The following is a 24,510-nucleotide window of genomic DNA, read 5'->3' on the forward strand; positions in this document are numbered from 1 at the left end:
CGGATGAGCAATTGTTTTGCACTGTATTGTGACGTGATTGCGTTGATAGCGGCGCGAATGCGTCCTGCTTTGCGCGCGGATGCTTGCGCGCCCACTGAACGGCCTTATGATGCCGGCATTGGCGCGTTCGCGCCAGATTTCAGCATCCGGAGACTTTTGATGGAAAAGCGCCGTCTTGGACGCAGCGACCTCCTTGTTTCGCAGATTTGCCTGGGCACGATGACCTTTGGCGAACAGAACACCGAGGCAGAAGGCCACGAACAGATGGACCGCGCCGTCGAGCGTGGTGTGAATTTCCTCGACATGGCGGAACTCTATCCCATCCCGCCCAAAGCCGAGACGCAGGGGCGCACCGAGCGCTATGTGGGCACATGGATGAAAGAGCGGGGCAACCGCGATCAGCTCATCATCGCCTCCAAGGTGATCGGCCGCACCGACAATGAATGGTTTCGCGGCGACCGTCCGTCGAAGCTCGTTCGCGCCGATATCATGGACGCCATCGACAAGTCGCTTGCGCGGCTTCAGACGGACTATATCGACCTCTATCAGATCCACTGGCCGGACCGGGAAAACCCTTTCGGTTCCAACCCCACACGGGTGACCGCGTTGAACGAGCCGTTGGCCGACGAGACGCCGATTGCAGAGACGCTGGCCGTGTTCGACGATCTGGTGAAGGCTGGCAAGATCCGCCATTTCGGTCTGTCGAACGAAAGCTCCTGGGGCGTGATGCGCTACGTCGCCGAAGCCGACAAGGGCGTTGGTCCGCGTGTGGTTTCGCTCCAGAACGCCTATAGCCTGGTCAACCGCACCTATGAGGTGAACCTTGCCGAAACCTGCCAGCGCGAAGAAGTGGGCCTGCTTGCCTATTCGCCGCTGGCGCAGGGCTATCTGACCGGGAAATACGACGATGGCGCGCTGCCGGAAGGGTCGCGCAAGGCGCTGTTTGACCGTCTCAAACGCTATGAGAAGCTTGGCGCACAGGATGCGGTCAAGGCTTACAACACCATGGCGCGCGCGTTCGGGTTGACGCCGGCCGCTTTTGCGCATGCCTTCGTCAATTCGCGCCCCTTCATGACGTCGAACATCATCGGCGCGACCAAGATGGAGCAGCTCGAAGAGGCGCTTGATGCGCTCGATGTGCGCTGGACCGAGGAAATGCAGACTGCCGTTGATGATCTGCATCAGAAAATCGGCAATCCCAGCCCCTAGAGCGTTTCCGCTTTTCGTTGAATCACGAAAACGCTCTAATGTACTGATTTTGCACAATTCCGGACGGAAAACCGGTTTCCACTTTTCCTGGAATTGCTTTAGATAATGTCGGTTGCGGTGTTGCCGCAGTTGATGTGAAACAACGAAAAACCCCTGCCGTGTGGCAACATGGCAGGGGTTTTTGTCTGTCTGTCGCGCCGTAAGGTTCAGACCGTGCCGGGCTGCGGCTGGCCTGCGCCCAGCACAACCATGCGGGCGCCGCGTGGAACGCGCTTGTAGAGATCCATGATGTCGTGGTTCAGCAGGCGGATACAGCCCGAGGACACCGACTTGCCGATGGACCACGGCTCGGTGGTGCCGTGGATGCGGTAGAGCGTGTCCTTGCCATCCTTGTAGAGGTAGAGGGCGCGCGAACCGAGCGGGTTGGTGAGGCCGCCCAGCATGCCGGCTGCCAGCGGACGATAGCGCTCCGGCTCGCGCTCGATCATGGCGAGGGTGGGGGCCCAGTTCGGCCATTCGGCCTTGCGGCCGATCACGCCATCGCCTTCGTATTCGAGGCCGGCCTTGGCAACGCCGATGCCGTAGCGCATGGCCTTGCCGTTTTCCATGACCAGGTAGAGGAAGCGGTTGCCCGGATCGATGACAATCGTGCCCACGGGCTCGCTGGTCGGGTAGTCGACCATCTGGCGCAGATACTGGCGGTCGATCTTGGTCACGTCCACCGCAGGGATGACGATGCCGTTGTCTTCGATCTCGCCATACATGTCCTGATAATAGGAGAGCATTGGCCATGGGGCGTTTGCAGAGGTGCCGGGCCCGCTGCCGGTGGTGGTGCATGCCGCCGCGAAGGCGGGCAGAAGCAACAGCAGGAACACCCGCGCGCCGCGATTGGCTGCGCGTGCAACAGTGGTGTGGAACAAGGAAACTCTCCTTAAGTGTAAAATACCGGTCGGTTTTTGATGTCTTTCGCCCCGAAGGCGCGGCTGCGCGGAGGCGTTGCGGGGCACTTGCCACCCGGTTCTTGATAAATTGTGGCAAATCCCGGCGATCGTGCCCGAATGTCGCGTGAATCGTAGTGGGACTGGCCATTCTGATTGCGGGGTGAGGCATTTTTCCCACAGTGACGCTGCGTAAGGTTGCGCCCGCCCGAAAAGCGGTGTGCCGGGCCATGGCGCTTTTCCAACGGGCATGACGGGTGTATTCTTGAAGCATGAGAGACCAGCAGGCGACCGGACGACGGTTTGGCGCGGCGCTGGCTTTCGCAAGCGGCGGTATGACGCCGCCCTTGTCCGCATATCCAGAACCGCGCCCGACGCGCCGGCTGACCGATGGGTCAGAAACCGGGCAGGGCCGATGCGCAATCCATGTCTGCATCCGCTGCCGGCCCGAAGGCAGGAAAGGAACGGGACCATGGGTATCGCCATGACGATGCATGAATTTCTGGAAGACAGCCACGTGCCCTATGACGTGGCCAGACACAACCGCACGGCAAGCTCTGCCATGACGGCGCGGGTGAGCCACATTCCGGGCCGCGAAATGGCCAAGGGCGTGGTGCTCAAATGGGATGACAGCTATCTGCTGGCCGTGGTGCCGGCCTCCAGGCAGGTCGATCTCGGCAAGGTGGCCGACATTCTGGGTGAGAAGGTCGTGCTCGCAAGCGAGGAGGAAACGGCGGCGCTGTTTCCCGATTGCGATGAGGGTGCGGTTCCCGTGTTTGGTGCGCCATACCGCATCGCATGCATGATTGATGAAGCGCTCGATGCCGATGACGACGTCTATTTCGAGGGCGGCGATCATCGCACGCTGGTGCATGTGACGCGGCAGGGGTTCGAGCAGTTGATGTATGGAATGCCAAGGGCGCATATCAGCAGCTAGAACCTTTGCCGGTTGCCAGTTTCCAGGTGGAGTGCAGGCGTGCGGAAACGCTCCCGCGCCTGCGCCGGGGTTTGGCTGGAGAAGGGGAAGACGGGCGGCTGAAGCGACGCTCATCTTTATTGTAAAACGTGCGACCCTTCAGCCACCCGCCCGGCTCTTGACAACTTCCGACAGGGATCGCCCTGGAACCGGGTGTTCAGGCTTCGCCCTGGGGCGGGCCATCGCACCAGACCGTGCTTGCGCACGACCCTTTGCCGGACCAGCCGCCCGCTAGCAGCGACCACACACGTTATGCGACCGGCCCGGGCACCGTCCCATCTCCGCGAGATCACCGTCGCGACCTGCTTTCCCACGAGATGGGCAGGGAGAAGGATAAGCCTGTTTGAACGGGAGGGGAGAAAACGCGCCCCGAAACGGGAAGCGATGACCGGTCTTTATGGGATGTGCGGGGATGATGCGCGGAATCTATCCCCGTTCTGTGGGTCAGGCGGCCGTGACGGCCACCTGTTCGACCCGGTTGCGGCCACGCTTCTTGGCGGCGTAAAGGCCACTGTCGGCGACGGAGAGAAGCGTTTCCAGATCGCGCGTGCGCTTCGCGTTGCTGTAGCAAAGACCGGCGCTCAGGGATGGGTGCATGACGCCGTTTTGGGTGGGCACCGCTATGGCTGCCACATTGGCGCGGAGCCTGTCGACGGCGAGTGCGGCCTCCACGGGTGAGAGGTCGGGCAGGAGGGCGACAAACTCCTCGCCACCCCAGCGCGCGATGATCGCGGACTGCTCGAAGGTTTGACGAAACGCCTCTGCGCAGGCCTCAAGAGTTCGGTCACCCGTGGCATGGCCGTGCTGATCGTTGATCTGCTTGAAATGGTCGAGGTCGAAGATCGCAAGCGCGAAGGGCTGCTCGGGATTGCGCTCCAGAAAGCTGCGGGCCTCGGCTTCGAAGGCGCGGCGGTTCAGGAGGCCGGTCAGGCCGTCATGCGAAGCGAGGTGATGCAGCTTCTGCGCATCGCGTTCATAGGCGAGGGTAAGCGCAAAGGCGCTTGAAGCCAGAAAGTGGAAGAGGGCGACGTAAAGCTGGATGGTCAGGATCGTGTCGAGGGACATCTGGCGCACGAACCCATCGCCGACGAGCAACGCCTGTGCGAAGCGGATGATGAATGTGGCTGCGAGAATGCCGTAGGCGAGGATCAGCCCCTTGCGCGACAGGCTTTTGTCATCGTTGTCGCGCCAGAACTCATAGGCGCAAGCCAGGGCGATGGCTGTCTGAATGACGTTCGTGACCATATGGAAGGCGGGGTAGGAGCCTGCGGCAAGGGGCGCCGCGCTCAAGACAAGGAAGAGCGCAAGCGGCAGGAAGAAGAGCGCCAGCGGGGCGTGCCTGTTTTCAAACTGGCGCGCGGCGCGCCAGCGCAGGCTGATGCCCAGCACGAGAAGCCCGTTGGGCAGTGCGCCGCGCAGCGCGTCGGGCAGATGGGCGCCGGCCATATAGCAAAGAAGCGCGAGACAGATCACGAGATTGGCGACGCCCCATGTGTCCCAATAGGGCTCGCGCCGCGCCCGACCGGCGATGAAGAACACCGAAGCCATGACCAGAACGACAATCGCGTTTGCCGCAAATAGCGTGAAATTGTTCAAAACCGCGCGCCCGTTTTCCTGTGCAGCGGGCGGTGTAACGTCTCGCAGCCTAACGGCAGGTTTCAATCTGCGGTTTTTATTTGCCAGCTTGTGGATAGGGCGGCGCATGGGGACGGAGGTGGGCCGACATCCTTGCAGCGTGGTTAACGGCTTGATTCAAACTTTATTGGTAAGTTGAAGCTAATACTGGCTATTCCCCCGGCGAAAGACGTCGGGGAACCAGATCCCTCGAACCCATGCAGATCGTATATGCGTCTTCCCGCGTTCCTTCGACCTGTCGTTCTGACCCTTGGCCTTGCCGGTTGCACCGGTGGCCCCAGTATCGATACAGCGCTCAAGATTGACCCGCCCTCGAACGAGGTGACGAGCTCCATTGTGCGGCCCGGCGTCGGTGTCCCCGGGGCGGGGAGCGCCGATGTGATGGCCGAGCCTGCGAGCGAAGCGGGCATGATGGCGATTGCCGAGCCGGACCGGGTTTCCGCGCCTGCACTGCAGCAGGTGGCGATGATCACGCCGATGCCGGCACCCTCCGTGCGGCCCAAAAGCTCTTCTTCCGGCAAGGTGTATCGCAGCCGGTTCGGGGATGCGCATCCGATCAATTTCGGCAAGGTGACGCCCAAGCATCATGCGGTGCATGGCGTCGATGTTTCGCGCTGGCAGGGCGACATCGACTGGGTGAAGCTGCGCTCGCGTGGCGCGAATTTCGCTTACATCAAGGCGACCGACGGCATCGATCATATCGACCCGATGTTCAAGACGAACTGGAACGGGGCCGCGAAGGCGGGCATTCGCCGGGGCGCCTATCACTTCTTCTTCTGGTGCCGGAAGGCGTCTGACCAGGCCGAGTGGTTCATTCGCAATGTGCCCAAGGTGAAGGGCGCGCTGCCGCCGGTTCTAGATGTGGAGTGGAACCACCAGTCGAGCTGCAAATGGAAGCCCTCGCGTGCCGAAGTTCTGGAGAAGATGAAGGTCTTCCTCGACCGGCTGGAGCGCCATTACGGCCAGCGGCCTGTCATCTACACCGCTCCGGATTTCTATGAGGACAATCTGAAGGGCGCGTTCCCGAACCATCCGTTCTGGCTGCGCGCCGTGGCCGAACATCCCTCGAAGGTCTATCCGGGCCGTGACTGGGTGTTCTGGCAGTATTCGGGATCGGGCCTGAGCCAGGGCGTTGACGGCAAGATCGACCTGAACGTCTTCCACGGCAATGAAAGCGCCTGGTGGCGCTGGGTCGGGAAGGTGGCGGGCTGACCGCCTGTACGGAAATGACCGCTTGTTCGGGGGGCTTTACGCCCCCCTTTCTTTTGCGGTGTTTTGTTTTGCGCAATTTTGGACGCAAAACCGGTTCCCGTTTTTGGCGGAATTGCTTTAGCCACGGGCCTCGGCAATGGCGGCAACAATGTCGTTGCGGCGCATCGCGCCATACTGGATCTTGGTGTTGAAGAGGAATGCCGGCGTTCCGTTGAAGCCGAACGCATTGGCCTGCTCCATGTTGCGGGAGAGAATCCCTTCAATGCGTTGGCGGTCCTTCTTGAAGTTCGACAGGAGTTTTTCCGGGTCATGGCCGGCGGCGGCAAGCGTCTCGTCGACCTCGTCCTGCGTCAGTCGTCCGGGCGTGGCCATCAGCGCGTTGTGGACGGCTTCATAATCCGGGCCGGCGGCGAGGACGAGGCTTGCCGCATGGACGGACGGGCCGCCGAAAATGGGCCAGTCCTTCATCACCAGCCGGACATTGCCGTCTTCACGCACCACGTCGAGCAGGTCGGGGTGGCCGCGTTTGCAATAGGGGCACTGGTAATCGAAGAACTCGGCGATGGTTACGTCGCCATCCGGATTGCCGATGACCGGGATTTCGGGGTCGAACAGAACCTCTTCGACGGTCGGGTAAAGCTGGGCGCGGGCCGGACCGGCGGCGGTGACGAGCGTCGCTGCGCCGGCGACGAGCAGGGTACGGCGGTTCATCATGGCCTTGTGTCTCCTGATGGGCTGATGCTGGTTTTGAGGTCCTCGATCTTTTCGACGAGCACCTCGCGTGAGATTTCGCCCAGATGTGCGTGTTGCAGGACGCCGTCGGCGTCGATGAACAGCGTGGCGGGCAGTCCGGGGGCGCTGTAGAAGCGCGACAGATCGCTGAACTGGTCGACAAGTATCGTGTCGAGCGAGAGGCCGGAGGCGGCGAGATAGCGCTGGATGGCGGTGCGGCCTTCGCCCTGATTGGCGAAGACGAAGGTGACGTCGTCCGTCGAGGCGGCGATGTCGGCCATCATGGGCATTTCACGCCGGCAGGGCGGGCACCACGTCGCCCACAGATTGACCACCTGCGGCGTGCCCTTGTGCTCTTCGAGGCGGTAGCCATTGCCCTCCAGCGTTTCAAAGGCCTGATCCGGGACGGCGAGCGGGTCGGTGCCGCCGGTGAGCTGCCATGTCGTGTTCCAGACGATGAGGGAGAGGGCGAGCGGCAGGACCGCCCAGAGGCGCTGGCGGCCTGTGGGCAGCATGACGAGCAGGCTGACGATGACGGCGGCTGCACCCGTTGGCCAGTAGAAGCCGCCCTGCCAAACCGCGAAAATGCGCAGCGGATCGGCCACAAAACTTTCCATGTTGATGAGCACATGGCCGAGGCGCGCGCCGATGATGCCGCCGAGAAACGCCCACCAGGACCAGGCGTTGAAGCGTTCGTCTACCTTGCGGGCCATGATGCCGGTGACGATGAGGAAGACGAAGATGGCGAGTACGACCGCGAAGCGGTCTGCCGCAAGCACGAGCGGCCCGAGAGATACGGCATTCATGATCAGAGCGCCTCTGCGGTTTTGGCCGAGCCGGTCAGGTTTTCCACCGTGACGGAGCCGACGAGGCGGGTGCCGGCGACCTCGCGGCCTGCGGGATCGAAGAAGAGCATGGTGGGCGGGCCTGCCACTTCAAGGGCTTTCATGAGAGCTGCGTTCTCGTCGTTGAAGTCAGACAGGTCGGCCTTGATGAGCTGGAAACCGTCGAGACCCTCGATCACGCCGGCATCCGGCAGGACCGAGCGCTCGATGACGCGGCAGGTGACGCACCAGTCGGCGGTGAAATAGACGAGGGTGGGCGCATCGCCGGCGCTGGCGAGCTGCGCTTTGAGCTCGGGGATCGAGCCGGTTTGTCCAAAGGTGAGTTCGCGGGCGGGGGCGGATGCCTCGCTGCGCTGGGCGATCTGGGCCAGCGGCTTGAGCGGATCGGTGCCGCCGGACGCCGCGCCCAGCATCAGGATGATGCCGTAGATGAGCGACAGCGCGCCAACCGAGCGGACGGCGGCGAGCGGCGTCGTTTCGGCGATCTTCGCGCTGAAGGCGAAGCTTGCGATGGCGATGAGAAGGGCTGACCAGAGCGCGAGATCGAGGCCGGCGGGCAGGAGGGGTGTCGCCGTCCAGATGGCGGTGGCCAGGAAGCCGAAGCCGAACACGCGCTTGACGCTTTCCATCCATGCGCCGGCGCGCGGCAGGGCCTTGCCGCCAAGCGTGCCCATGATGATGAGCGGGATGCCCTTGCCGATGCCAAGGCCGAAAAGGGCTGCCGCCCCCAGCGCCACATCGGCGGTCTGGGCGATGTAGAGGAGTGCGCCGGCAAGCGGAACGGTGACGCAGGGGCCGACGATGAGGGCGGACGAGAAGCCGAGAATGGCCGCCGAGCGGCGTGAGCCGCCGACGCCGCCCGTGCGGTTTGCCACCCAGCTTGTCCATGCGGTGGGCAATTGCAGCTCAAACAGGCCGAACATGGAAAGCGCCAGAACCGCGAAGAGCGCGGACAGAATGCCGATCGTGACAGGCGACTGCAGAACGAGCTGCAGGTTCTGCCCGGACCAGCCGGCGGCAGCGCCCAGAAGCGCGAAGGCCGAGGCGAGCGCGATCACATAGATCGAGGAAAGCTCGAAGCCGCGCCAGGCGGTGAGCCGGTCGCCCTCGCGCGCCAGTGCGCCGGCCATGATGGGATACATGGGGAAGACGCAAGGGGTGAAGGCGAGAAGCAGGCCAAAGAGCGGGAAGCTGACCAGAACGAGCAGAACGCCGCCGCGACCGAGCAGCGACTGGATGAGCCCGTCATCTTCGGCAAGCGCGAAGCCGGTGTCTTCACTGGTTGCGGGGGCGGCGGGTGATGCGGTGGCCGGCGCTTCTTCCGTGACCCATTCCACGGGCGCTGCGGCCTGCGGGGCCGCCGGCGTGGTGACGGCAAGCGACAGGGCGTTTACCTGCCGGTTTTCCGGTGCATAGCAGATGCCGCCATCCTGACAGCCCTGAAACGTGACGTCGAATGTGCCGAAGACCTGTTCGGCTAAGTGTGCGCTCGCCGCATCGTAATAGACTTCGGAGAGGCCGAATGTGGGATCGTCCTTGCGGATGCCGGGGCTGGTTTCCAGTGGCAGTTCCGCGCCGTTTTGCGAAGCGCCGATGTGATCGCGATAAAGATAATAGCCTTCGGCGATCTGCCAGTTGAGGGCAAGCGTGCCGTCCTGGGTGCGGGTGACCTCAAGGGTGAAGGCGTCTTCGACCGGCAGCGGTTTTGCGGTCTGGGCCGAGGCGGGGGCGGGCGCAAGGCTGACGGACAGGAAAGCCACAAGCGCGATCAGGATCGTCTTCATTCTGTCACTTCAAATTGTGTGGACCGCCGGGTTCGTACCCTCATGGCGGGATGCTGGAGAGCGAATTGAATGCCTCAACTTAAGGCAGCCTTAAGGTGGGTGTTGTTTGGGCAGACGGCAAACAGCTCAATGCAGCAAGGAGTTTTCAGCATGGCGCATTTTCGCACGGGCATGAGCGCCCGGATGCGGGCGTCCGACCGACCGGACGAGGAACATATCGACGATGGACACTCTGTCGGTTCAGGACGGTTGGGGCGGCGTGGCTTTCTGGCCGGGTTAAGCGCGCTGGCGGTTTCGGGCTGCGTTGCGACGCCAAGGCCCGAGGCTCCCAAAGTGGTTGAGCCGCCCAAGCCCAGGCGCGTCGTTCCACCGATGTATTACGCCATGCCGAATGAGCGTTTTCCCATTCCCGAAGTGGATGTCAGCCATCTGGAAGAGCGCTGGTGGCGCAAGGATGTGGATTATCCCACCAGCGAGCGCAAGGGCACGCTGATCGTGGATACGCCGAACAGGTATCTTTACCACGTGACGGGACCGAACCGCGCGACGCGCTATGGCATTGGCGTCGGACGCGACGGCTTCTCCTGGGCGGGGCGTGCGATCATGGCCTATCGCCGTGAATGGCCGCGCTGGACGCCGCCGAACGAGATGGTGGCGCGGCGGCCGGAACTGGAGCCCTACAGCATCGCCAATGGCGGCATGCCGCCGGGCCTGCGCAATCCTCTTGGCGCACGCTCGCACTATATCCATCTGAACGGCAAGGACACGCTTTACCGCATTCATGGCACGCCGGAGCCGTGGAGCATCGGCAAGGCGGTTTCGTCCGGCTGTATCCGTCTGATCAACCAGGATGTGATTCACCTGCACGATAATGTAAGGGACGGCAGCCCGATTGTTGTCATTCCCGATCCGAAGATGGAACATCTTCTGGTGACCTGATGCGGGCCTTCGGGTCTGAATGCTTGATCGAATGAGACGCGTGCGATGCGACTTTTGGTGGTTGAAGACGATCCGCTGCTTCTGGACGGGCTGACCGTGGGGCTGGGGCTTGCCGGCTTTGCGGTCGATGCCGTGGCCACCTGCGAGGATGCTTTCGCCGCGCTCAGCGCACAGGCCTATGAAGGGGTCGTACTCGATCTGATGCTGCCGGATGGCTCTGGCCTCGACGTGCTTTCGGATCTGCGCCGGCGGGGTGACGCCACGCCGGTGGTTCTTCTGACGGCGCGCGATCAGGTTCCCGACCGGATTGCCGGGCTGGACGCCGGTGCAGACGACTATGTGGGAAAGCCCTTTGATCTGGACGAATTGTCGGCGCGTGTGCGCGCGGCGGTGCGCCGGGGCAAGGGGCGCTCCAGCGCAACGCTTGCATGGGGCGGGGTGACGCTCGATCCGGCAAACCAGTCGGTGACCCGCGACGGTGATCCGGTGATCCTGACGCGGCGCGAATTCGCGCTTCTGGCGGCGCTGATGGAGCGGCCGGAAAGCATCCTTTCCAAGCCGGCGCTCGAAGAAACGATCTATGGCTGGCAGGAAGAGGTGGAGAGCAACGCCGTGGAGGTGCACATCCACAAGCTGCGCTCCAAGCTTGGCTCCGATTTCATCAAAACCGTGCGCGGGGTTGGCTACCGGCTCCGGGAGACGGGCGCATGAGATCCATCCGCGCACGGCTGATCCTGATCCTCATGGGCTCGACCGGGCTCGTGTGGCTGCTCGCGGTCGGCTGGATCTATCTCAGCACGCAGGCCGAGGTGGAGCGGGTGCTGGATGCGCGGCTGATGGAAGCGGCGCGGATGGTCAATTCGCTCCTTTCCGACCACCGTATCGAGGTGGGGCTGGAGGAAAATGCCGCCCGCAAGGCGATGGGGGAGTTCGAACTCAGCAATCGCCCCTATGAACGCCAGCTCTCCTGCCAGATCTGGACGCTGGAAGGCAGCCTTGTGGGGCGCTCGGAAAATGCGCCGGAAGCCCAGCTGACGGAAATTCAGGACGGGTTTTCAGAGACCGAAGTGGGTGGCGAGCGCTGGCGCGTGTTCACCGTGGAAAACGAGGTTCTGGGCGTGCGGGTGATGGTTGGCGACAGCCTCCAGATCCGCGACAGCCTGGTGAGCGATGTGATCAAGGGGCTGGTGGTGCCGGCGCTTCTGATCCTGCCGTTTCTGGCCGGGGTCATTCTCGTTTCGGTGCGCCGCGGCCTTTCGCCCCTGAGCGACATGGCCGAAACGCTTTCGACGCGCGCGGCCAATGATCTGCGCCCGCTGGAGGCGGCCAGTCTGCCGAAGGAGATTGCGCCGGCGGTGAACGCGCTGAACGGACTTTTCAAGCGGGTGGAAGATGCGCGCGACCGCGAACGCAGCTTTACGGCTTTTGCCGCTCATGAACTGAAAACGCCGCTGGCCGGCGTGAAAACGCAGGCGCAGATTGCGCTGGCGAGCGATGACCCGACCGTGCACGCCAATGCGTTGCGGCAGATCACCATGGGCGTGGATCGAACGAGCCGGCTTGTGAAGCAGCTTCTCGACCTGACCGCACTTGAGGCGAATGACAGTGAGCCGACCCTGCAACCCGTGAGCGCGCGGGCGCTGATGCGCAGTGTGGCGGCGGAGCTGCCGTTGCCGCAGGGCGCGGCGCGGCTGAGCGTGGAGGCGGATGGCGAAGGCGCGGACAGGGTGCTTGTCGAGCCGCATTTCCTCTCGCTGGCGCTGCGCAACCTGATCGAGAACGCGCTGAACCATGCGCCGGAGACCACGGGCGTGGTGTGCCGGGTGGACGAGGCGAATGATGGCGTACGCGTTGTGGTGGAAGATCGCGGTCCGGGCATTCCCGAGGCAGAGCTTTCGCAGGTGGTGGAGAAATTCGTGCGCGGGCGAAACCGCTCGGCAACCGGCAGCGGGCTGGGGCTTGCCATTGCACAGGCGGCGATGGCGCGCATGGGCGGAACGCTGGCGCTCGAAAACCGCGACGGTGGTGGTCTGCGCGCCATTCTGACCGTGCGAAAGGCGGAGGCGGCTGCATGATTTCCCGACGTTTCTTTCTGGCTGGAGCCTCCGGCGCGCTGGCGGTTGCGCCGCTGGCGGCACGCGCCGCGCCCAGCCTGAATGACATGGTGCGCGACCCGGCGCTTCAGGCGCTGGGCAATCCGGCGGGCGATGTGACCATTGCGGAGTTCTTCGATTATCTCTGCCCCTCCTGCAAGGCGATCCACCCGGCGCTGAAGGAGATCGTGCGCTCTGACGGCAATCTGCGGCTGGTGATGAAAGACTGGCCGATCAATGGCGATGTGGCGTGGTATGCCTCGCGCATGGTGCATGCATCGGCGGCGCTGGGCGTCTATGAGGCGGCGCATAATGAAGTGATCGCCATTGAGGGCGGGCTGACGCATGGCAAGGTGGACGATGCGCTGCGCAGCGTGGGGGCGGACGCGGGCGCGGTGCGTGACATGCTGGATGTGCATCTGAAGGCAATCGATGCGCTGATTGGCCGAAACGAGGCCCATGCAAAGGCGCTCAAGCTTGCCGGAACGCCGAGTTTCCTGATCGGCAACCGGCTCTATCGCCGGCCGATGAGCGCGGACGAGATCGTGGAAGCGGTGGCGCTGGCGCGCTCCGGGCGCTGAGGCCGCAGCTTGACAGATCCGCCATGGCGGAGAATATGGCGTCATGATCGAACAGGACACCCACATCGTTTCCCGGATGGCCGGCATCTCTTCAGGCGAGATGCCGGGGTTTAAGACACGCTGACAACCAGACGCGGTCCATGATCCTGCAACCTCGCCGCAGTGCGGACGGGGTTTTGTGCGTGAAGCTGCGCCCCGTTCTTTTTCAAGGAATGGAGACTTTCAATGGCACAGAACATCTACGACAACCCGGAGTTCTTCGAAGGCTACAGCCAGCTGCCCAGGCAGGTGCATGGTCTGGCGGGCGCGCCGGAATGGCCGGCCATCAAGGCCATGCTGCCGGATATGACGGATCGGCGGGTGGTTGATCTGGGATGCGGGTTTGGCTGGGCGTCCCGCTATCTGCGCGAGGCCGGGGCGCGGAGCGTTCTTGGCCTCGATGTCTCGCAGAACATGATCGAGCGCGCGCGCGCCGACACGAATGATGCGGCCATCGAATACCGCATTGCCGATCTGGAAACGCTGGAACTGCCGCAGGGCGCGTTCGACTTCGCCTTCAGCGCGCTGACCTTCCACTATATCCGGGATTTTGACCGGCTGGTCCGGATGATCCATGCGGCGCTGACGCCGGGTGCGCAATTCGTGTTCACCATCGAGCATCCGATCTTCATGGCCGCCACACAGCCGCGCTGGCTGCCGGAAGAGGACGGGCACAAGACCTGGCCGGTCAATTGCTACGCGCTGGAGGGGGAGCGGCGAACGGACTGGTTCGCAAGCGGCGTGCTCAAATATCACCGCACCATGGCGACGACGCTGAACACGCTTGTCGGCGCAGGGTTTGCGCTGCGTGAGATCAGGGAATTCGCCCCGACCAGGGCGCAGATCGCGGAAATGCCGGATCTGGCCGAGGAGCTGGAGCGGCCGATGATGCTGCTGGTTTCGGCGGGGCGGTGAGGGCGGGCAGGGGCTGCTTTAGGCTGAAAGAGGCGGGGTTTCCCGCCTGTTTTCTCTGGGGCGCGGGCGCGGTGCCCTGTGTCCATGGACAGCAAACGCCATGGCGAAAGCCGCGCCCAGAAGATAAGCTGACACATGGCCGGGCTTCGGATGGCCTGCGAATATGCAATCGAGCAGAAGCCCCGGAATTACGATCAGGGCGATGAGGCTGATTGCCCATTTGCGATTACCCTGATCCCTTTTCGAGACCCTGCATCCAGAGACGGCTTAACTGCCCGGCGGAGAACCCGGGGGCAGGGGGACTGGACTTCGACTGGTCTCCAAAAATTCGCTGTGCGACCTGTCGCCCTGCAGACTGCGCCGCAGACGTCTTCACGATGCGCGTCTCATAAAAACGCGAAAGCGCTGTCTCCAGACGATCATGTTCTTCCAGCATTCTGGAAAGATGCCACGCGTCTTCCAGCGCCTGACAGGCGCCCTGGCCGGAAGTGGGCAGGGGAGCGTGGGCTGCATCCCCGATGATCAGGACATTGTCCCGATGCCAATGGGGCAGGGGATCGAGGTCATGGACGAAGATGCGATTGAGCGATGTTTCGTCACGCGATTGCAGCACATTCCGGACCGGGCCGGGCCAGTCCCGAAAACGCTGGTCCATCTCATCGTACCAGACGGGCAACGGCCGCGTCCTGTCGATCGGGGTGCGCCACGCGGCTGCCCAGAAACACAGACCATCACCAACAGGGACGATGCCGAAACGTTCTCCCGCCCCGCAGAAATCGTGAATGGCGGCATCGATGACGCCACGCTCCGGCTGGCTGATGCCGATAATGTTGATGAAACCCTGATAACGGGGGAGCACGTCTTCTGCATGGATCGCCTGACGCACCGCCGAGTTTATGCGGCCATCTGCGCCGACGACGAGATCATACTGCGTCCTGAGCCCCTCGATATCCTGCGCGGCAATTGTGCGATTGAACTTGATGTCGACGCCCAGTGCATGCAACGCCCCGGCCAGAATGCGCATGAGATCACGACGCAATATGGTCACGCTTGGGAAGCCGCACAGCCTGTTCACTTCCAGGATATCGAATTCGGCCTTCTGGATGCCGTGCTGATCGAACTGGCGCATGAAGCGGGGTGTGCCGCCCTTGCGTTTGATGGCGTCTGCCAGCTCCATCTGCTCCATAACGAAGACGGCATTCGGCCACAGGGTGACCCCGGCTCCCATTGAGGAAACCGCGCTGCCACGCTCAAAAAGGCTTACCTGATGGCCTTGTCTGGTGGCGAAAATGGCGAGCGCCATACCGGCGACACCGGCGCCCACGATGGCAATTCGCTTTGCACTGGTCATCCGCTCTCTCCTGATCAAGAAATCTGATGCAGCTTGTATCGAGCTCCTGATTGGCGATAAATCTGGCTTTGTTGCTTTGTTAATCCCGTTATTTGGGCGAATGGATGCTGGAAAAAATCGAACTTCAGTGGTTGCTCTGCTTCCAGGCGGTCTATGACAAGCTGAGCTTCAAGCTGGCGGCGGAGCAGCTTCAGTTGCCGACATCCAATGTCAGCCGGCATGTCGCCTTGCTGGAGCGGCAGCTCAATGTTCGTTTGCTGGAACGCACGACGCGGAAGATGATCCCGACGGCGGCAGGCAAGCAGCTTTACCGGTCCATGACACCGCTCACGCAAGCGATGGATGATGCGCTGGAAGAGGTGTCCCTGTTCGGGGATTCCCTGTCCGGTCACCTGCGGATCATCACGCCGGACCTCCCGTTCATGGCCGAAATTCTCGCGGATTTCTGCGTTCGGCATCCGCAGATACAGCTCAGCTGTGACACCCGGCTGGACCCGACGGATGGATTGCTGGAAGGGTTCGATCTGGTGTTGCGCTTTGGACGCGGGCCGCTGGAGAATTCCGGCTGGGTTGCAAGGGAGATCCTGCGCTGGCCGAGCTGTGTGGTGGCTGCGCCAGAGCTTCTGGAGCGATACCCGGCGCCGCAATCGCTGGAGGCGTTGAGCAGGGCCCCGTGTATCACGAGCATGTCGGTGCTTCAGGGAATGCCCTGGCGTTTCAAACAGGAGCAGACCGTTCAGGTGCGATCCAGCTACAGGGTGAACAGCGGCCAGATGGCGCGGGCGGCGGCGCTGAAAGGACTGGGTTTTGCCGTTTTGCCCCTTCATGCCTGTCAGTCAGACATCGATGCCGGCTCCCTCATCAAAATTGATCTCGAGCCCGCGCCAGAGGATCTGGTGCTTTATGGGTTTTACTCAGGCAGAAAATATCCGCAGGTCAGGGTGAAGGCGTTCCTGGAGCACCTTCAATCGGCGCTCGCTGAGTTCTCTGCGGGGCCGGTCGAATGAAGGCTTCCGATAGCGCCTGAAACGAAAAAATCCGGGCCGATGACCCGGATTTTCTCTGGTTCTGTCGTCGCATGGCACCGGCAAATTACCAAACTGCCATTGCGGACATTTCAGGGTGCAGGAGGACAGACCATGTTGCCCTCCTCTTGCAGCCCTTGCCTCAGCTACAGCCGCTCGTTGCGCCGCAGGTGTCGCACTTCTCGCAGGTGCCGTTGCGCACCATGGTGAAGTTCTGGCACTCCGAGCACATATTGCCCGTATAGCCCTGCATGATCGCCTGCTGGCGGCGGTGGCTCTCGACCTTCTTCGCTTCGGCGGCTTCCTGAGCGGCCGCCTCGGTGAAGAGGGCGTCGGTTTCGCCTTCCTGCGCGGCTTCCTCTGCCAGCTCCTTCGCACGCTCCTCATAGTCGCGGCGGAAGGCGGTGGCTTCTTCCTGCAGTTCCGAAACGGCAGGCTTCAGCGCGTGGACGGTTGCACCCGAAGCGATGGCGCGGACGGACGGACCGCCGGCTTCGCCCTTGGGCTCACCGCTTTTGCCGGAAACCAGCTTGAACGGGGTCGCGCCGCGGGTCAGGCCCTTGGAGAAGGGGATCGCCTTGCCTTCATTGATGCCGCGGCCGAGCGCGGTGTTGGTGAAGTCGGACGTGTCCACATGGGCGAGATCCGAACGACCGAGATAGGACACGGCCAACTCGCGGAACACATAGTCGAGGATCGACGTGGCGTTCTTGATCGCATCATTGCCGATGACCATGCCGGCCGGCTCGAATTTGGTGAAGGTGAAGGCCTCCACATATTCCTCGAGCGGCACGCCGTATTGCAGGCCAAGCGAGATGGCGATGGCGAAGTTGTTCATCATCGCACGGAAAGCAGCGCCTTCCTTGTGCATGTCGATGAAGATCTCGCCGAGGCGGCCATCGTCGAACTCGCCGGTGCGCAGATAGACCTTGTGGCCACCGATCACCGCTTTCTGGGTGTAGCCCTTGCGGCGGTTGGGGAGCTTCTCGCGCTCGTCGCGGACAACCTTTTCCACGATGCGTTCGACGATCTTCTCGGAGACGACGGCGGCCTGCGCGGCAGCCGGTGCGGCGACCAGCTCTTCGGCCAGATCGTCGGCATCGTCCTCATCGTCGGACAGGAGCGCGGAGTTCAGCGGCTGCGAGAGCTTGGAACCATCGCGGTAGAGCGCGTTGGCCTTGAGCGCCAGCTTCCAGGAGAGGAGGTAGGCCGCCTTGCAGTCCTCGACCGTCGCCTCGTTGGGCATGTTGATGGTCTTGGAGATGGCGCCCGAGATGAAGGGCTGCGCGGCAGCCATCATGCGGATGTGGCTTTCGACCGAAAGGTAGCGCTTGCCGACCTTGCCGCACGGATTGGCGCAATCGAAGACGGGCAGGTGCTCTTCCTTCAGATGCGGTGCGCCTTCAAGCGTCATGGCGCCGCAAATGTGGATGTTGGCGGCCTCGATTTCCTTCTTGGTGAAGCCGAGGGCGGCCAGCATGTCGAAGGAGAAATCGTCGAGCTGCTCGTCGGTGAGGCCTAGCGTTTCCTTGCAGAAATCCTCGCCGAGCGTCCACTTGTTGAAGGCGAACTTGATGTCGAAGGCCGATTTGAGCGCACCGTTGACGGCGACGATCTTCTCGTCGTCGAAACCCTTGCCCTTGAGGCTGGTCGGGTTGATGGCCGGAGCCTGATCGAAATTGCCATGACCGACCGCATAGGCCTCGATCTCGGCGATCTGGGCTTCGGAATAGCCGAGCGTGCGCAGGGCTTCCGGCACGGCGCGGTTGATGATCTTGAAGTAGCCGCCGCCGGCCAGCTTCTTGAACTTCACCAGTGCGAAGTCGGGCTCGATGCCGGTCGTGTCGCAGTCCATGACGAGGCCGATCGTGCCGGTGGGCGCGATGACGGTGGCCTGCGCATTGCGGTAGCCGTGCTTTTCGCCCAGCTCAAGCGCGCGGTCCCAGGCGGCGCGGGCATGCTCGATCAGATCGGCATGCGGGCACTCGTCCGCCTTGAGCGGCACCGGATTGACCGACAGGCCCTCATAACCGTCGCTCTGGCCATGGGCGGCGCGGCGGTGGTTGCGGATGACGCGCAGCATGTTCTCGGCATTGCGCTCATAATCGGGGAACGCGCCGAGCTCGCCGGCCATCTCTGCCGAGGTTGCGTAAGCGACACCGGTCATGATCGCCGTCAGCGCGCCGCCAATGGCGCGGCCTTCCGCTGAATCATAGGGGATGCCCGAGGTCATCAGCAGACCGCCAATATTGGCGTAGCCGAGACCCAGCGTGCGGTACTCGTAAGAGAGCTTTGCGATCTCCTTGGACGGGAACTGGGCCATCATCACGGAGATTTCCAGCACCATGGTCCACAGGCGCACCGTGTGCTCGTAGGCCGCGATGTCGATGGTGCCGTCCTGATTGCGGTACTGCAGGAGGTTCATCGAGGCGAGGTTACAGGCCGTGTCGTCCAGGAACATGTATTCCGAGCACGGGTTCGAGGCGCGGATCGGGCCCGCTGCCGGCGAGGTGTGCCAGTCGTTCATGGTGGTATTGTAGTGCAGGCCCGGATCGGCGGACGCCCATGCGGCGTAACCGATCTTGTCCCACAGGTCGCGCGCCTTGAGGGTCTTTGCGACCTTGCCGTCAATGCGGTTGATCAGATCCCAGGTGCCGTCGGTCTCTACGGCGCGCAGGAAGTCGTCCTTGAGCGAAACGGAGTTGTTCGAGTTCTGGCCCGAAACGGTGAGGTAGGCTTCCGAATCCCAGTCCGTGTCGTAGGTCTTGAACTGGATGTCGGTGTAGCCCTGGCGGGCAAACTGGATGACGCGCTTGATGTAGTTCTCAGGCACGGCATTGCGCTTTGCAGCACGGATCTCGCGCTTGAGCGCCGGGTTCTGGGACGGGTCGAAGCATTCATCATTGTCGGCCTCGCAGTTGATGCAGGCCTTCATGATGGCTTCGAGGTGCTTCTTGGCGATCTTGGAACCGGTGACGAGGGCGGCGACTTTCTGCTCCTCCTTCACCTTCCAGTCGATGTAAGCCTCGATATCGGGATGGTCCGCATCGACAACGACCATCTTGGCCGCGCGGCGGGTGGTGCCGCCCGACTTGATGGCGCCGGCAGCGCGGTCGCCGATCTTCAGGAAGGACATGAGGCCCGAAGACTTGCCGCCGCCGGAGAGCTTTTCGCCTTCGCCGCGCAGATGGGAGAAGTTGGAGCCGGTGCCGGAACCGTATTTGAACAGGCGCGCCTCGCGGACCCACAGGTCCATGATGCCGCCTTCATTGACCAGATCGTCGCCGACCGACTGGATGAAGCACGCATGGGGCTGTGGGTGCTCATAGGACGATTTGGACTTGGTCAGCTTGCCGGTGAACGGGTCGACGTAATAGTGGCCCTGGCCGGGGCCGTCGATGCCATAGGCCCAGTGCAGGCCGGTGTTGAACCACTGCGGCGAATTGGGGGCAACGCGCTGGGTGGCGAGCATGTAGCACAGCTCGTCCATGAAGGTCCGGGCGTCTTCCTCGCCATCGAAATAGCCGCCCTTCCAGCCCCAGTAGGTCCAGGTGCCGGCGAGACGGTTGAAGACCTGCGCGGCGCTGGTCTCGGAGCCATAGCGCTCGTCTTCGGGCAGATCCTTCAGCGCTTCTTCATCGGCAACCGAACGCCACAGGAAGGAGGGGACATCATTCTCCTCGACCTTCTTCAGGTGCGCGGGCACGCCGGCCTTGCGAAAATATTTCTGCGCGAGAATGTCGCTGGCGACCTGGGAGAACTGCGCCGGAACGTCGATGTTCTCCAGCCGGAAGACGATGGAGCCGTCCGGGTTCTTGATTTCGCTCGTGGCCTTGCGGAACGCGATTTCCGCATATGGGCTTTGGCCTTGCTTTGTGAACCGGCGTTCGATGCGCATTTTGTCCTCTTTGCCCCTAATCCAAATATAGCGTCTTGCGCAGCGAATGGCTCATCACATCTTCACTGCGCGGACACCGTGTCCGCCATGCCGGGCGCTTGAAGCGCGCGACTCCTAGATACCGAAGGTTGGTTCCTTTATGCGGCCCGGAATCCGGAAACCGCTAGGTCTTGTTTCGCAGGTGCGAAACCGCCCCCAACCTGATGCGACTGCGACGTCAATGTCACAGAACTGATACATTATATGGTGCGCAGGATTTCCGAAATCACTAAATATAGTGTTAACAGATTCTTGATGCCTCACGGCAGCCGACGCCCCCGCCTGCTTTTTCCACGGCGCAAACGATGCCGTTCCGCCCGAAACAGATGTCCGGGCAGATGCTGGAAACTCAAACGAATTGGAAAATCGACCGGCTTTGCGCCGACCAACCGCACCGTACGAACGCGAGTGCCGGACCATAAAATGCGACTCGTACCGTGGCGTCAAGAAGTCGGCGGATTATGACGGGCAATCACTACATGTAGTGTGTGGGGTGTGTGAATTATGGGGAAGTCGCACGCCAGCTGTTGCGGTTTGCAAAACCCATCTTTCCCGGCGTCTCGGGAGGAGGGGCGTGCAGAAAAAAGCGCACAGGCCGGAGGGGCTGTGCGCTTTGATCGATGAGGGCCTGTGCAGTTTCCGGGTCAGGCGATCAGGTCGAGCACCAGAAAGATGACGGCTGAAAGGATGGCGGCGGCGGGAACCGTGGTGACCCATGCGGCAACGATGGTGCGCACATGGGCGCGGCGCACCAGTTTGCGACGGGCGACTTCCTCGCGCGAGGTCTTTTGCTGTTCGACTTCGAGATCGTCATCGTCGCTCGACTGGATGCCATTGTCTGCCTTGAGGCGCACGCCCTTGCGCTCCAGATAGGCGCGGCGGCGCTTGGAATGGGCGGTGTACCACTCGCGGAAGAAGCCGACGCCGAAAATGGCGCCGACGGCGGTGTGGGTCGAGCTGATGGGAAGGCCGAAACCGGAGGCGATGATGACGGTGATGGCTGCCGAAAGCGCAACGCAGAAGGCGCGCATCGGGTTGAGCTTGGTGATCTGCTCGCCGACCATGCGGATGAGCTTGGGGCCGAACAGCACGAGGCCGATGGAAATGCCGGCCGCGCCGATGACCATGACCCAGAGCGGGATGGCGACGGTCGTGTTGACGGTGCTCTCATGCACGGTGAAGACGATGGCGGCCAGCGGGCCGACGGCGTTCGCCACGTCATTTGCACCATGGGCAAAAGAGAGGAGGGCGGCCGAAATGACCAGCGGCACCTTGAACAGGCTGCGCAGCGACTGATTGCGGTTTTCGAGCCCTTCCGACTGCGCATGCACGAAGAGATGGGCGAGGAACCAGGTGACTGCGAAGAAGGCGAGACCGATGATGGCTGCGCCCCCGCCGGTGACCGGGAAAACCTTTTTCAGACCCTTGAGGGTGAGATAGGCGGAGAATGTGCCGGCCATGATGGCGATCAGCAGCGGCAGCCAGCGGCGCGCGGCGGCGATCTTGTCATCCTGATAGATGATGGCGGTCTTGATGAAGGCCAGGAAGAGGGCGGCGATGACACCGCCGACAACCGGCGAAATGACCCAGCTTGCCGCGATCTGCGACATGGTGGCCCAGTCCACGGAGGAGAAGCCGGCAGCCGCTATACCCGCACCCATGACACCACCGACGACCGAGTGGGTGGTGGAGACGGGGGCGCCGATCCAGGTCGCCAGGTTGATCCAGAGGGCGGAGGAGATGAGCGCGGCCATCATGGCGCGCACGAAGGCCTCGGGCGTTCCCACGGCGGCGGGATCGATGATGCCCTTGGAAATGGTGGAAACCACATCGCCACCGGCGATCAGCGCGCCGGCGCTTTCAAAGACGGCTGCGATCAGGAGCGCACCACCGAGCGTCATGGCCTTTGCGCCGACAGCCGGGCCGACATTGTTGGCCACGTCATTCGCGCCGATGTTGAGCGCCATATAGGCGCCGATGGCGGCGGCGGCGACGATGATCACCGCGCGCGGCTCGCCGAACGTGTAGGTGGCGGCGAAGATGGCGGTGAGCGCTAGGAACAACAGGGCAAGACCGGGAGCAACCAGGCCGCGCGCCACGGTGGTGGTGGCTTCCTCGACATAGACGAGCTTGTCTAGATCCTTGTCGAGCGTCTGTTTGCGTGGATTGCTGGTTTCGCTCATGCGATATCCATCTCGTGCCCTGGCTTTACGATGGTGAAAGTGTGCGGAAAAAACTCCGCACCGGGTTAGGAAACAAACCCGCGCGCGGCAAGCGCCGACGGCAAAAAAGACCGATCAGGCGGCGATTTCTCGTGGATTGTGGCTGAATGCGATCAGAAGCTCACCGAGATCGCGCTCCTTCACGGCGGCTGCCGCCTCCTGGGGCGAGAACCACTGGCGGGTGCGCTGCTTGCGCTCCGGCCACTTGGCGCGCTCCTCGGTCACTTCCAGCGGGACGACCGCAACCTCGCAGGGCCACTCGACCCCGGTGCCGTCTTCCTTGTGGTAGTAGAAACGGCCGATTTCGCCGGCTGCGGGCCTGCCGCGCACGCCGGCCTCTTCACGCGCTTCGCGCTGTGCGGCCATGGCGAGGGTTTCGAGCCCTTCGGGCCAGCCCTTGGGCAGCACCCAGCGACCGGTTCCCCGGCTGGTCACGAGCATGATCTCGATGCCACTGCCGTTCGCCGCGTTGCGCCACGGCAGCGCTGCTGCCTGAACGCGGCGGGGATTGCCACCGAACAGACGCCGAACCGTTTCGGTCAGCCGCAAACGTGTGCCGTGCGTGAAAATCGTACTTCTCCTCAACCGGGCACATCGCGCCCAGATTCATGTTTTTCCTGTAAGTTACTGTTTCTACGCTTATTTGCGCGCCGGGTGGCGGAACAATTGCCACTCAAGCTTTCGGACTCGAATCAGGGCGCGCGGAAAGCCTGATCGCAGACATAATCAATTTACGCAGAGAATCAAGAGGTTGGCGCAATGATCATGCGTCGCTTGTCGGATATGAAGGCGAGCGTTGCACGCTTCAGTCTTCTTCGCGCCAGCCTTCTTCATGGATATGGGAGGCGAGTGGCGAACGGCGCTTCCAGCCCCGCTTTTCAAGCTCGGGACTGTCGAAGAAGCCCTTGACGTGGCCGACACACAGATAGCCGACGAGGCGCAGGCGCTCGGGGATGCCGAGCACCGCCTTGACGCGGTCTTCATGCAGGATGCTGACCCAGCCGACGCCAATGCCTTCGGCGCGGGCGGCAAGCCACAGGTTCTGGATGGCGCAGACCGTGCTGAACAGGTCGGTGTCGGCCATGTGGGTTGCGCCCAGAATGACCGGCCCGCCACGCTCGCGGTCGCTGGTGATGCAGATATTGAGGGGAGCCGAGGTGATGCCGGCGAGTTTCAGGGCGCGGTACTGATCCCGCTTCCCGGCAGGAAAGCGCTCTGCGGCCTGCGCGTTGGCATCGGCGAAGATGTCGGCGATCCGCTGGCGGGTCTCCGGCCTGCGGATGAGAATGAAGTCCCAGGGCTGCGACAGGCCGACCGAGGGTGCGCGATGGGCGGCGTCCAGAATGCGGGCGAGCGCGGCCTCGTCTATCGGGTCGGGCAGAAACTCGCCGCGCACGTCGCGGCGGGTGGCGATCGCCCGATAGACGGCGTCACGCCCGGCAACGTCAAAGGGCGCGCCGGACGTGAGACCGTCCGTCGGTTCGGGCCTGTCGTCGCTGCGCGACATGAAGTTGCTCCTGGGCGTGCTGCGGCCGGGAAGGGGGCGCGCGGCGCGTTGCGATCAGTCGGGCTGACCTTCGGCGATGGGCTTCTGGTAGGAGAAGCCCATGTCCCAGGGGAAGTAGATCCAGGTGTCCTGCGAGACTTCCGTGACGAAGGTGTCGACAAGCGGACGGCCCTTGGGCTTTGCATAGACGGTGGCGAAATGTGCCTTGGGCATCATGGCGCGCACGATGGCTGCCGTCTTGCCGGTGTCGGTCAGGTCGTCGACGATGAGGACGTTCTCGCCTTCATCCTTGAGGAGCTCGGGATTGATTTCCTTGAGCACCCGCAGTTCGCCCTGCGACGTGTAGTCGTGATAGGAGGCAACGCACACGGTTTCGATGAGGCGGATGCCGAGTTCGCGCGAAATGACGGCTGCGGGCACGAGGCCGCCGCGCGTGATGCAGACGATGGCTTTCCATTCGCCGTTGACGCCGGACAGACGCCAGGCGAGCGCGCGCGCGTCACGGTGGAACTGATCCCAGGAAACGGGAAAGGCTTTTTCAGGAAGAGACATCGGCTTCGCACTCCATGG

At 62.7% G+C, this 24,510-nt stretch carries 20 protein-coding genes; 9 read left to right on the plus strand and 11 right to left on the minus strand.

The genetic code is table 11. From position 1 onward, the window contains the following. Positions 1-159 precede the first annotated feature (159 nt). Positions 160-1,209 carry an aldo/keto reductase gene (locus JYP46_RS17555; RefSeq protein WP_113155546.1) on the plus strand — a complete coding sequence of 350 codons (1,050 nt, stop codon included), beginning with the start codon at positions 160-162 and terminating at the stop codon, positions 1,207-1,209. 206 nt (positions 1,210-1,415) lie between these two features. On the opposite strand, the gene JYP46_RS17560 is transcribed toward JYP46_RS17555, so the two are convergent. Then, complete coding sequence (locus JYP46_RS17560; RefSeq protein ID WP_236042258.1) at positions 1,416-2,129, minus strand: L,D-transpeptidase; 714 nt, start codon at positions 2,127-2,129, stop codon at positions 1,416-1,418. 490 nt (positions 2,130-2,619) lie between these two features. Here JYP46_RS17560 and JYP46_RS17565 point away from each other — a divergent pair, with 490 nt between their 5' ends. After that, positions 2,620-3,084, plus strand: coding sequence for an aminoacyl-tRNA deacylase (locus tag JYP46_RS17565; protein WP_113155545.1), 465 nt, complete (start codon positions 2,620-2,622; stop codon positions 3,082-3,084). A gap of 483 nt (positions 3,085-3,567) precedes the next feature. Here the strand turns inward: JYP46_RS17565 and JYP46_RS17570 are convergent, their stop codons facing one another. Continuing rightward, positions 3,568-4,719 (minus strand): GGDEF domain-containing protein, encoded by a 1,152-nt coding sequence (locus JYP46_RS17570; protein ID WP_206543816.1) that lies wholly within the window; start codon positions 4,717-4,719, stop codon positions 3,568-3,570. Positions 4,720-4,968: 249 nt separating this feature from the next. Between JYP46_RS17570 and JYP46_RS17575 the strand changes: the two genes are divergently transcribed. Continuing rightward, entirely contained in the window at positions 4,969-5,970 is a 1,002-nt protein-coding gene (locus JYP46_RS17575) for a glycoside hydrolase family 25 protein (protein ID WP_113155543.1), read from the plus strand. A gap of 117 nt (positions 5,971-6,087) precedes the next feature. Here the strand turns inward: JYP46_RS17575 and JYP46_RS17580 are convergent, their stop codons facing one another. The 3 genes from JYP46_RS17580 to dsbD are packed head-to-tail and all read right to left on the minus strand — an operon-like array spanning position 6,088 to position 9,331. Continuing rightward, positions 6,088-6,684 carry a DsbA family protein gene (locus tag JYP46_RS17580; RefSeq protein WP_113155542.1) on the minus strand — a complete coding sequence of 199 codons (597 nt, stop codon included), beginning with the start codon at positions 6,682-6,684 and terminating at the stop codon, positions 6,088-6,090. Beyond that, on the minus strand, positions 6,681-7,508 hold the full coding sequence (locus JYP46_RS17585; protein ID WP_206543814.1) for a TlpA disulfide reductase family protein: 828 nt from the start codon (positions 7,506-7,508) through the stop codon (positions 6,681-6,683). Before JYP46_RS17585 ends, JYP46_RS17580 begins: the two co-directional genes overlap by 4 nt. Positions 7,509-7,510: 2 nt before the next feature. Next, positions 7,511-9,331, minus strand: a complete 1,821-nt coding sequence (dsbD, locus tag JYP46_RS17590; RefSeq protein ID WP_206548841.1) for a protein-disulfide reductase DsbD — start codon at positions 9,329-9,331, stop codon at positions 7,511-7,513. A 150-nt stretch (positions 9,332-9,481) separates the two neighbouring features. Here dsbD and JYP46_RS17595 point away from each other — a divergent pair, with 150 nt between their 5' ends. The 5 genes from JYP46_RS17595 to JYP46_RS17615 all read left to right on the plus strand — a co-directional run bounded on the left by JYP46_RS17595 (position 9,482) and on the right by JYP46_RS17615 (position 13,898). Continuing rightward, complete coding sequence (locus JYP46_RS17595; protein WP_224873519.1) at positions 9,482-10,270, plus strand: L,D-transpeptidase; 789 nt, start codon at positions 9,482-9,484, stop codon at positions 10,268-10,270. A 45-nt stretch (positions 10,271-10,315) separates the two neighbouring features. Beyond that, positions 10,316-10,981 carry a response regulator gene (locus tag JYP46_RS17600; RefSeq protein WP_206548842.1) on the plus strand — a complete coding sequence of 222 codons (666 nt, stop codon included), beginning with the start codon at positions 10,316-10,318 and terminating at the stop codon, positions 10,979-10,981. After that, positions 10,978-12,345, plus strand: a complete 1,368-nt coding sequence (locus tag JYP46_RS17605; protein ID WP_206548843.1) for an ATP-binding protein — start codon at positions 10,978-10,980, stop codon at positions 12,343-12,345. The genes JYP46_RS17600 and JYP46_RS17605 overlap by 4 nt, the downstream gene beginning before the upstream one ends. Continuing rightward, positions 12,342-12,944 carry a thioredoxin domain-containing protein gene (locus tag JYP46_RS17610; RefSeq protein WP_206543810.1) on the plus strand — a complete coding sequence of 201 codons (603 nt, stop codon included), beginning with the start codon at positions 12,342-12,344 and terminating at the stop codon, positions 12,942-12,944. Before JYP46_RS17605 ends, JYP46_RS17610 begins: the two co-directional genes overlap by 4 nt. 225 nt (positions 12,945-13,169) lie before the next feature. Beyond that, complete coding sequence (locus JYP46_RS17615; protein WP_206543809.1) at positions 13,170-13,898, plus strand: class I SAM-dependent methyltransferase; 729 nt, start codon at positions 13,170-13,172, stop codon at positions 13,896-13,898. A gap of 226 nt (positions 13,899-14,124) precedes the next feature. Here JYP46_RS17615 and JYP46_RS17620 read toward each other — a convergent pair whose 3' ends face one another. After that, on the minus strand, positions 14,125-15,249 hold the full coding sequence (locus tag JYP46_RS17620; RefSeq protein ID WP_206548844.1) for an FAD-dependent monooxygenase: 1,125 nt from the start codon (positions 15,247-15,249) through the stop codon (positions 14,125-14,127). Positions 15,250-15,353: 104 nt separating this feature from the next. On the opposite strand from JYP46_RS17620, the gene JYP46_RS17625 reads away from it, so the two are divergent. Then, a complete protein-coding gene (locus JYP46_RS17625; protein ID WP_206543807.1) occupies positions 15,354-16,256 on the plus strand; it encodes a LysR family transcriptional regulator in 903 nt (300 codons plus the stop codon). Positions 16,257-16,416: 160 nt separating this feature from the next. Here JYP46_RS17625 and JYP46_RS17630 read toward each other — a convergent pair whose 3' ends face one another. From JYP46_RS17630 to gpt, 5 genes are all read right to left on the minus strand, one after another. After that, positions 16,417-20,172: a vitamin B12-dependent ribonucleotide reductase gene (locus tag JYP46_RS17630; RefSeq protein ID WP_206548845.1), complete on the minus strand. Its 3,756-nt coding sequence runs from the start codon at positions 20,170-20,172 to the stop codon at positions 16,417-16,419. A gap of 683 nt (positions 20,173-20,855) precedes the next feature. Then, entirely contained in the window at positions 20,856-22,394 is a 1,539-nt protein-coding gene (locus tag JYP46_RS17635) for an inorganic phosphate transporter (RefSeq protein WP_206548846.1), read from the minus strand. 114 nt (positions 22,395-22,508) lie between these two features. Then, a complete protein-coding gene (locus tag JYP46_RS17640; RefSeq protein ID WP_113156352.1) occupies positions 22,509-22,976 on the minus strand; it encodes an NUDIX hydrolase in 468 nt (155 codons plus the stop codon). A gap of 262 nt (positions 22,977-23,238) precedes the next feature. Continuing rightward, positions 23,239-23,940: a 5,6-dimethylbenzimidazole synthase gene (gene bluB, locus JYP46_RS17645; RefSeq protein ID WP_206548847.1), complete on the minus strand. Its 702-nt coding sequence runs from the start codon at positions 23,938-23,940 to the stop codon at positions 23,239-23,241. 54 nt (positions 23,941-23,994) lie between these two features. Beyond that, positions 23,995-24,492 carry a xanthine phosphoribosyltransferase gene (gene gpt / locus JYP46_RS17650; RefSeq protein ID WP_113155520.1) on the minus strand — a complete coding sequence of 166 codons (498 nt, stop codon included), beginning with the start codon at positions 24,490-24,492 and terminating at the stop codon, positions 23,995-23,997. Positions 24,493-24,510: the final 18 nt, after the last annotated feature.

This window comes from Nitratireductor aquimarinus (genome assembly GCF_017255295.1).
In the GTDB taxonomy this organism is placed as follows: domain Bacteria; phylum Pseudomonadota; class Alphaproteobacteria; order Rhizobiales; family Rhizobiaceae; genus Nitratireductor; species Nitratireductor aquimarinus.